This is a genomic window from Deltaproteobacteria bacterium (assembly GCA_016875225.1).
Taxonomy (GTDB): domain Bacteria; phylum Myxococcota_A; class UBA9160; order SZUA-336; family SZUA-336; genus VGRW01.
In genome coordinates, this window is record VGRW01000047.1 from 17,966 (window position 1) to 27,042 (window position 9,077).

9 protein-coding genes are annotated in these 9,077 nt (G+C 70.1%); 7 read left to right on the top strand and 2 right to left on the bottom strand.

Features of this window, described 5'->3' with window-relative positions:
* Window position 1: 1 nt before the first annotated feature.
* On the top strand, window positions 2–262 hold the full coding sequence (locus FJ108_12055; protein ID MBM4336628.1) for a hypothetical protein: 261 nt from the start codon (window positions 2–4) through the stop codon (window positions 260–262).
* Here FJ108_12055 and FJ108_12060 read toward each other — a convergent pair.
* On the bottom strand, window positions 259–1,440 hold the full coding sequence (locus FJ108_12060; protein MBM4336629.1) for a deoxyhypusine synthase: 1,182 nt from the start codon (window positions 1,438–1,440) through the stop codon (window positions 259–261). The two genes, FJ108_12055 and FJ108_12060, sit on opposite strands and share 4 nt — an antisense overlap.
* Here FJ108_12060 and FJ108_12065 point away from each other — a divergent pair.
* Genes FJ108_12065 through FJ108_12090 form a run of 6 tightly spaced genes read left to right on the top strand, consistent with a single transcriptional unit; the run spans window position 1,439 to window position 8,483 of the window.
* Window positions 1,439–4,057 (top strand): leucine--tRNA ligase, encoded by a 2,619-nt coding sequence (locus FJ108_12065; protein MBM4336630.1) that lies wholly within the window; start codon window positions 1,439–1,441, stop codon window positions 4,055–4,057. The two genes, FJ108_12060 and FJ108_12065, sit on opposite strands and share 2 nt — an antisense overlap.
* Before the next feature lie 28 nt (window positions 4,058–4,085).
* Window positions 4,086–5,528 (top strand): Asp-tRNA(Asn)/Glu-tRNA(Gln) amidotransferase subunit GatB, encoded by a 1,443-nt coding sequence (gene gatB / locus FJ108_12070; protein ID MBM4336631.1) that lies wholly within the window; start codon window positions 4,086–4,088, stop codon window positions 5,526–5,528.
* 20 nt (window positions 5,529–5,548) lie between these two features.
* The gene (locus tag FJ108_12075) at window positions 5,549–6,712 is read left to right on the top strand and encodes an NnrS family protein (GenBank protein MBM4336632.1); all 1,164 of its coding nucleotides are present in this window, start codon (window positions 5,549–5,551) and stop codon (window positions 6,710–6,712) included.
* Between the two features lie 44 nt (window positions 6,713–6,756).
* Window positions 6,757–7,020: a DUF2249 domain-containing protein gene (locus tag FJ108_12080; protein ID MBM4336633.1), complete on the top strand. Its 264-nt coding sequence runs from the start codon at window positions 6,757–6,759 to the stop codon at window positions 7,018–7,020.
* 48 nt (window positions 7,021–7,068) lie between these two features.
* Window positions 7,069–7,899 carry a 1-acyl-sn-glycerol-3-phosphate acyltransferase gene (locus FJ108_12085; protein MBM4336634.1) on the top strand — a complete coding sequence of 277 codons (831 nt, stop codon included), beginning with the start codon at window positions 7,069–7,071 and terminating at the stop codon, window positions 7,897–7,899.
* A 50-nt stretch (window positions 7,900–7,949) separates the two neighbouring features.
* On the top strand, window positions 7,950–8,483 hold the full coding sequence (locus tag FJ108_12090; GenBank protein ID MBM4336635.1) for a hypothetical protein: 534 nt from the start codon (window positions 7,950–7,952) through the stop codon (window positions 8,481–8,483).
* A 162-nt stretch (window positions 8,484–8,645) separates the two neighbouring features.
* On the opposite strand, the gene FJ108_12095 is transcribed toward FJ108_12090, so the two are convergent.
* Window positions 8,646–9,077 (bottom strand): enoyl-CoA hydratase (locus tag FJ108_12095; GenBank protein MBM4336636.1); only part of this gene is annotated, 432 nt, incomplete at its 5' end.

Below are 9,077 nucleotides of genomic sequence, written 5' to 3' on the forward strand. Positions count from 1 at the left end.
GATGGGCGCTTCCGATCCCGCGGCTAGCGAAGACGCGCGCGAGCGCATCGGGAGGAGCGACGCTGTTGCGGAGCTTCGCCCCGGCGTCTGCGAGGTCGCTCGAGAGGTCCAGATGGATCGCGCCCGGGATGTGCGCGGCCGCGTACTCGGCGCGCGCGTCGCGCTTCTGCGCGGGCAGGTACCAGCTCGCGTCGATCACGCGCAGGTCTGGATCCGAAAGCCGCGACTCGAGCCAGGCGCCGTCGACGAGCAGCACCACTAGCCTCCCGCAGCGGTCTCGAGCCGCTCGAGGATCTGCCCGTTCCAGCTCATGCGCAGCCGCGAGCGCCCCTTCGCGAGCTCTTCCTGGATCGCCGCGGTGGCGAGCAGCGAGAGCGAGACCGTCGGCTCCAGCCAGGCCATCGCGCGCGACGCGCCGTGCCGCACCTTGCCCCAGCTCTCCGCCTCGTCGAGCGTCGAGCCCGAGAGGCCCCCGTCCGCGGAGACCGCGGTGGTGACCTGGAGCGCGTAGCGGTGGCCGTGGTCGGGCTGGCCGAGCACGTAGCTCGAGACGACCGCGTCGTTGATGTAGTTCTTCGGCACGCCGCCCGCGACGAAGAACGCCGCGGTCGCCGGCGAGCGCGCGACGATCTGGGTCAGCTCGTAGTTGTCCTGGATCGAGCTGATCACGACGCCCGGCTCGTTCGCGACGACGCGGCGGTGGTGGTGCTCGGTCAATCCGATCCCGATCGAGCTGTCGTTCAGCGCGGGCAGGAACATCGGCACGCCGTGCCGCCGGCAGGTCGCGACGATCGAGAGCGGGTCGTCGAGGCGATCGGCGATCTGGTCCATGAACTGCCGGCTCGAGTACGCGCCGGGCGCGAGCTGGTCCGCGATGCGGCCGATCCAGGTGTCGGTGTCGGCGAAGCCGACCTCGTCCACGTAGGTGTCGTAGATGCGGTCGACGTAGAGCTCGCGAAGCGCCGCGTCGTCGGCCTGGACCGAGCCGCGATAGTGCGCCCAGCCGCGCGCCTGGTAGACGTCCTGGTACAGGATCGCTCCGGTCGAGACGACCACGTCGACCAGGTTGTGCTCGACCAGCTCGCGAATCACCTGGCGCAAGCCGCCCGCGATCAGCGGTCCGGCGAGCCCGAGCAGGATGGTCGGCCGATCGGGATCGCGAAGCATCGCCTCGAGCACCTCGTAACACCGTCCGAGGTTGCGCGCCTGGATGCTCATTCCGCCGAGAGCGCGCACGAAGTCGGCGACGCTGCGCGTCTGGCTCGGAGCGAGCGCGCGCACGCGCTGCGCCAGCAGCTCGGACTTGCGCTCGAGCTCCCGCGCGGAGAGCGGCTTCGCCGACCAGACGGCTTCCGAGCTCGGTGTCTCGTGCTTCGCCATCGCCATCCGCCACTCTAGCCGGGCAGACGCGACGAGACGAGCTGCTATCCTGCCGCGCATGCCGTACGAGCCGCGCAAGATCGAAGCCCGCTGGCAGCGCCGCTGGCTGGAAGAGAAGACCTTCCGCACTTCGATCGATCCGAGCCGGCCCAAGTACTACGTGCTCGACATGTTCCCGTACCCGTCGGGCGAGGGCCTGCACGTCGGCCACCCGAAGGGATACGTCGCGACCGACGTGTACGCGCGCTACAAGCGCATGCGCGGGTTCAACGTGCTGCACCCGATGGGCTGGGACGCCTTCGGCCTGCCCGCGGAGCAGCACGCCGTGCGCACGGGGCAGCACCCCCGCGTGACCACGACGCGGAACATCGCGCGCTACCGCGAGCAGCTGCAGGCGCTCGGCCTCTCCTACGACTGGGAGCGCGAGATCGACACCACCGACCCGCGCTACGTGCGCTGGACCCAGTGGATCTTCTGCCGGCTCTTCGACAAGGGGCTGGCCTACCAGGCCGAGGTGCCGGTGAACTGGTGCCCGGCGCTGGGCACGGTGCTGGCGAACGAGGAGGTCCGCGACGGCAAGAGCGAGATCGGCGGGCACCCGGTCGTGCGCGTGCCGCTGAAGCAGTGGATGCTGCGCATCACCGCCTACGCGGACCGGCTGATCGAGGACCTAGATGGGGTCGACTGGCCGGAGCACATCAAGAAGATGCAGCTGGAGTGGATCGGCCGCTCCGAGGGCGCGCGCGTGTTCTTCGCGCTCGCCGACCACCCGGGCGAGTCGATCGAGGTCTTCACCACGCGGCCCGACACGCTCTTCGGCGCGACCTACATGGTGCTCGCGCCCGAGCACCCGCTGGTCGCGAAGATCACCACGCCCGCGCGGCGCGCGGCGGTGACCGAGTACGTCGAGGCGAGCGCGCGAAAGAGCGAGCGCGCGCGAATGGCCGAGGCGAAGACCAAGGGGGGCGTCGACACGGGCGCGTTCGCGACGAACCCGGTGAACGGCGCGCGGATCCCGATCTGGATCGCCGACTACGTGCTCGCCGGCTACGGGACCGGCGCGATCATGGCCGTGCCCGGCCACGACGCGCGCGACTGGGAGTTCGCGCGGACGTTCGGGCTGCCGATCGTCGAGGTCGTGAGCGGCGGCGACGTGACCCGCGCGGCGTACGAGGGTGACGGCGCGGCGGTGAACTCGGGCCTGCTCGACGGCCTGCCGACCGCGCAGGCGAAGGCGAAGATCAGCGCCTGGCTGGCCGAGCGCGGCCTGGGCGCGCGCTCGGTCGCGTACAAGCTCCGCGACTGGCTGTTCAGCCGGCAGCGCTACTGGGGCGAGCCGTTCCCGGTGCTCCATCTGGAGAGCGGCGAGACGGTGCTCGTGCCCGACGCGGAGCTCCCCGTCGAGCTTCCCGAGCTCGACGACTTCAAGCCGCGCGGCGGCTTCGAGCCGCCGCTCGCGCGCGCGCGGGAGTGGGTCGAGGTCGCCGATGCGAAGACCGGGCGAGCGGCGCTTCGCGACACCAACACCATGCCGCAGTGGGCGGGGAGCTGTTGGTACTACCTGCGCTTCTGCGATCCGACCAATGACAGCGCGCCGTTCTCGCCCGAGGCCGAGCGCTACTGGATGAACGTCGACCTGTACGTGGGCGGCGCGGAGCACGCGGTGCTGCACCTGCTCTACGCGCGCTTCTGGCACAAGGTGCTCTTCGATCTGGGCCTGGTGCACACCAAGGAGCCGTTCCAGAAGCTGCTGAACCCCGGCATGATCCAGGGCAAGAGCTACCGGCTGTTCAAGAGCGAGGCCGAAGGCGAGCCGAAGTACTACTCCCGCGCCGACGTGCGCTTCGAGGGCGAGACGCCGGTCCACGTCGGCTCGGGCGCGGAGCTGGCCGAGGAGTGGATCGAGCCCGAGAAGGTGCGCTGGCAGAACGGGCGGGCGCTCGCGCCGGCGGTCGACGTCGACCTCGAGGAAGTGATCGAGAAGATGTCGAAGAGCCGCGGAAACGTGGTGAATCCCGACGACGTGATCGACGAGTTCGGCGCCGACGCGATGCGCCTGTACGAGATGTTCATCGGGCCGCTGGGAAAGGCCGCGCCCTGGTCGACCGACGGAATCCCGGGCGTCGCGCGCTTCCTCGGCCGCGCGTATCGGCTGGTCTGCGAGGAGGACGACGCCGGCGACCGCGCGCGGGACTTCGCGCCGGGACCCGGAAGCGACGCGCAGCGGCGGCTGCTCGCGCGCACGATCGACAAGGTGACGCGCGACTTCGAGGCCCTGGAGTTCAACACCGCGATCTCGGCGCTGATGGTCTTCGTCCGCGACGTGGAGAAGGACGGCCCGGCCACGCGCGAGCTGGTCGAAGCCTTCGTGCTTCTGCTCGCGCCGCTCGCGCCGCACCTGGGCGAGGAGCTCTGGCAGCGGCTCGGCCACGCGGAGTCCCTGGTCCGCGCGCCCTGGCCGGTGGCCGAGCGAGCGCTCCTCGTGCAGGACGAGATCGAGCTCACGGTCCAGGTCGCGGGAAAAGTTCGCGACCGCGTCCGCGTTCCGTCCGACGCCGACCAGGCCACCGCGCTGGCCGCCGCGCTCGCCAGCGAGAACGTCGCCAAGCACGTCGGCTCGGGCGCGCCGCGCCGGGTGATCTACGTTCCCGGCCGGCTGATCAACTTGGTACCTTAGCCGCATGGCCGAGCCGGGCGCGTTCAAGATGCCTTCCGGATGGGAGGCGGTGATCGGTCTCGAGGTGCACGCGCAGCTCAAGACCGAGTCGAAGCTGTTCAGCTCCGCCCCGCACGCCTTCGGCGCGGCTCCGAACACGCAGACCACCGAGGTCGACGTCGGCCTGCCCGGCGTGCTGCCGGTGCTGAACGAGAAGGCGGTGGAGCTGGCCGTCCGGCTCGCGCTCGCGCTCGGCTGCAAGGTGCACCCGGTCTCGGTCTTCGCGCGCAAGCACTACTTCTACCCGGACCTGCCCAAGGGCTACCAGATCTCGCAGTACGAGGAGCCGTACTGCACGGACGGCGCGGTGCCGATCGAGCTCGACGGCGAGACGCGACAGATCGCGCTCACGCGCATCCACATGGAAGAGGACGCGGCGAAGAACATCCACGACGACGCCGTGACCGGCGGCGGCGTCACGCACGTCGACCTGAACCGCGCCGGCGCGCCGCTGGTCGAGATCGTCTCGACGCCCACGATCCACACGCCCGACGAGGCCGGCGCGTACCTGCGCAGCCTGCGCCAGATCCTGCGCTACCTGGACGTCTCCGACGCCGACCTGGAGAAGGGCCAGTTCCGCTGCGACGCCAACGTGTCGGTGCGCAGGATCGGCGACACCAAGCTCGGCACCCGCACGGAGCTCAAGAACCTGAACTCGTTCCGCTTCGTCGAGCGCGCGATCGCCTCCGAGATCCGCCGCCAGGTCGACCTGCTCGAGGGCGGCGGGACCATCGAGCAGCAGACGATGCACTGGGACGACCGCGCGGGCGTGGCGACGCCGATGCGGACCAAGGAGCAGGCCGACGACTACCGCTACTTCCCCGACCCTGACCTGCCGCCGCTGCGCGTCTCACCCGACACGCTCGAGCGCATCCGCGCCTCGCTTCCCGAGCTGCCGCAGGTCCGCCGTGCGCGCTACTGCGCCGAGCTCGGGATTCCGTCCTACGACGCGGCCGTGCTGACCGAGGACCGCGACGTCTCGGAGTTCTTCGAGGCCGCGGTCCGCGCCTGCGGCCAGCCGAAGGTCGTCTCGAACTGGATCATGCGCGACGTGCTCGCGACGATGACCGAGTCCGGCCGCGCGCTTCGCGAGCTGCCGATCACGCCCGCGCACCTGGTCGATCTGCTCGCGCTCGTCGACGCCGGCCGCATCACCGCGGGCTCGGCCCGCGAGGTCTTCGCCGAGATGGCGAAGACGGGAGAGCGCCCGGAAGCGATCATGCGCGCGCGCGGTCTCGAGGCGGTCTCCGACACCGGCGAGCTCGAGCGCCTGGCGCGCGCGGTGATCGACGCCAACCCCGCGCAGCTCGCCAAGTACCGCGCCGGAGAAACGAAGCTCCTGAACTTCTTCCTCGGTCAGGTCATGAAGTCCAGCGGCGGCAAGGCCGACCCCGCCGTCCTGCGCGAGATCCTGGGCCGGCTGCTCGCCTAGGAATTCCCTCGACGGCTTCGATGCTCACCCGCGCAATGGCCCACCCGTTCTGGCTCGTCGGCTTCCGGCCGTTCTTCGCGCTGGCCTGCCTGGCCGGCGCCACGCTGCCGCTGACCTGGGTGCTCATGCTCGGCGGCAGCGTGCCGCCGCCCGCGGCGCTCGCGACCGCGCCGCTGCAGTGGCATGCCCACGAGATGTTCTTCGGCTTCGGCTGGGCGATGCTCGGCGGGTTCCTTCTGACCTCGAGCAAGAACTGGGTCGGCATCCGCGGCCATCACGGCGGCACGCTGATCTTTCTGGCCGCAGCGTGGATCTTCGAGCGCGCCGGCATGCTCTTCGGCGGCGTCTGGCCCGCCGCGCTGCTCGCGCTCTCGTCCTACCTGTACCTCGCCTCCATCGTCGGCCTGCTGCTCGTCACGCTGATCGGGCATCGCAAGACGGACAGCTACCGCGACAACGTGTACTTCTGGATCGCGCTCCCGCTCTTCCTGCCGGCCAAGTGGCTGCTGCTCTCGCCCGAGCACTTCGCGACGGGGCGGGGCATGGCGCTGGCGCTGTTCCGGCTGGCCTTCCTGATCATGCTCGAGCGCACGCTCGTGCAGTTCATGAAGGGCGTGTTCCAGCTCTCGCTTCCGCGCATCGCGGCGCTCGACCACGCGATCAAGAGCCTGGGCCTGGCGCTGGTGTTCGCGCCGTTCCTGCCGGACGCGCTCGCGGCGTCCGCGAGCGGGCTGCTCGCGCTTCTTCTGCTCGGCCGCTTCTCCATGTGGCACCCGCACCGGGCGCTCACGCGCATCGACGTCGGCATCATGTTCCTCGGCGCCGCCGCCATCATCGCCCAGCTCGGCGTCGAAGCGATCGGGCAGGGGCACGCCTGGGTCGGCAGCGTCTCGGTCCATCTCTTCACGCTCGGCGCAATGGGGCTGATCACGCCGGCGATGATCGTGCGCATCTCGCGCGGGCACACCGGGCGCAAGGTCGTCTTCGACGCGCTCGACAAGGCGGTGCTCTGGGTGATGCTGACGGGCCTTGCGCTGCGCATCGTCGCGCCGCAGCTCGCCCCGAGCTCCTATCCGACGTGGCTCCACCTGACCGCGACCTGCTGGCTGGCCGGCTTCGGCCTGCTCGGCTGGCGCTACGTTCCCTGGCTGCTGCGTCCGCGCGCCGACGGCAAAGAGCACTGAGGCTCGACTATGATGCGGCGACTTTCACAGCCTGGAGCCGAGCCATGAGCACACCGCACGTCCATGACCACACCACGTCCGATGCGATCTACGGGTTCGACGCCCGCGGCGTCGCCAAGCGCTTCCGTCACGCGGCCATCTTCGGCGCGCTGGATGCCCTGAACGCCGGCGAGACCATGCGCTTCGTGAACGACCACGACCCGATCCCGCTCCTGCACCAGATGCAGGCGCGCTACGGCGAGGGCGTCGAGATCGTCTACCGCCGGCGCGAAGCCGCGGGCGTCGTGATCGACTTCGTGAAGCGCTGAGACTCGCGGGGTGGCGGTCGTCGAGGTCGGACACGAATCGCATCCGCCATGCGACTGACGAACTACTTTCCCGGCGGAACGTACGTCACCGACCCGGGCAGACGGCGAACGCTCCTCGATCGCTGGCTGGGCGGCGCGCGCTGGGTCTTCTACGCCGACTACATCCGGCTGGTGCTGAGCTGCTCCAGGGCGGCCCGGCGCGGCCGCTTCGCCGACGAGGCCTGGAACCGCAGCTCATGGGAGGTCCTCGATTCGATGGAGCGCCACGGCGCGCGCTTCGACATCGAGGGCCTGGAGAACGTGGCGGCGCTTCGGGCGCCGGTCGTGTTCGTCTCCAATCACATGAGCACGACCGAATCGATGGTGCTGCCGGCGCTGATCCGGCCGCATCGACCGGTCACCTTCGTCGTCAAGGAATCGCTGACCCGCGGCAGCCTGTTCGGCCCGATCATGCGCTCGCGCGATCCGGTGGTCGTGACGCGCAAGGATGCGCGCCGCGACATGGTCACGGTGTTGGAGGAGGGCGCGAAGCGGCTGGCGGGTGGAGTCTCGCTGGTGATCTTTCCCGAGGGCACGCGGCAGGACGAGTTCCGCCCGGCAAACTTCAATTCCCTGGGCGTGAAGCTCGCCGCGAGGACGGGCGTCCGCGTCGTGCCGATCGCGCTTCGCACCGACTTCTGGGGCAACGGAAAACGGTTCGAGTTCATGAAGGAGTGGGGCCCGTTGCACCGCGATCGCAAGCTGCGCTTCGCCTTCGGGCCGGCCGTCGACCCGGCGATCGGCGCGCGGGAGGCGCACCGACGAACCGTGGACTTCATCTCCGGCAAGATGCGCGAGTGGGCGCGCATGGATGGCCGACCCGCATGGGAGCCGCAGTGATTGCATTTCGCACCGCGAGACTTCGCGGTAGGATGAAAAGAGGAGGCGTAATGACGACGACCATTCGAGCCGCGCTCGCTGCGTTCGTGTTCTGTGTCGCCCTCGCGGCGACGTCGGCGATGGCCGAGCCCGCGGCGGGAGAGCCCGCCAAGGCGGAGCCCGCCGAGGAGCCGCGCGAGAAGCACCCGGTGCTCATGTACATCCCGAACCGCCTCTTCGACATTCTCGATCTCGTGCGCCTCCGCGTGCGCGTCGGACCCGGCTTCACCGTCCAGGCTCGCGTCACGGAGGCCGTCGACGTGGTGCTCGGCGCGCACGCGACCGTGTTCGCGGGCATTCCCGGCCCGCGCGGTCGTCCGCGCGTGAACCTTCCCGTCGGAATCGAGTCGTTCGCCGGCGCCGAGCTCAGCGTGGCCGGCGACAAGACGGAAGAGGGCTGGTCGAAGCCCTACTACGGACCGCTCGAGGTCGGGGCCGGCTTCCAGGCCGCGATCATCGGCATCGATCTCGGCATCGACCCGCTCGAGATCCTCGATCTCGTCGGCGGAATCGTCTTCCTGGATCTGAAGGGCGACGACTACTAGAAGCGGTCTCGGAAACCCGCTCCCGTCGCCGGACACGCGTCTTCGCCCCGATCTCGTCGTTGCGAGAGCTCGCCGTATCGACGAGATACGCCTGCGCTCTCGCGCCTCGATCTCGGGCCGAATCCGCGCGCCGGGCTCGGGTCGGGGTTTCCGAGACCGCTTCTAGGGATTCTGGAACCGGGGGGCGCGCTTCTCGAAGTTCGCCTTCACGCTCTCGACCTGATTGGGCCGGCCCATCAGCGAGCGCTGCAGGGTCTCTTCGAGGAGGAAGCCGTCGGCGGCCGGGGCGTGCCAGGCTTCCTGGAACAGGCGCTTGGCGGCGCGGATCGCGTCCGGGCTCTTGCCGGCGATCTCGGCGGCGAGCGCGAGCGCGTCCTCGCGCGGGGTGGCCGAGACGCGGGTGGCAAGGCCAATCTCCTTCGCCTCGGTCCCGGAGACGACGCGGCCGGTGAGCGTGAGCTCGAGCGCGACGTCGAGCGGGAGCAGGCGGCGCAGCGACTGGGTCGCGGACATGTCGGGGATCAGGCCCCACTTGATCTCCATCACCGACATCCGCGCGTCGGGCGCGACGATGCGCAGGTCGGCGCCGAGCGC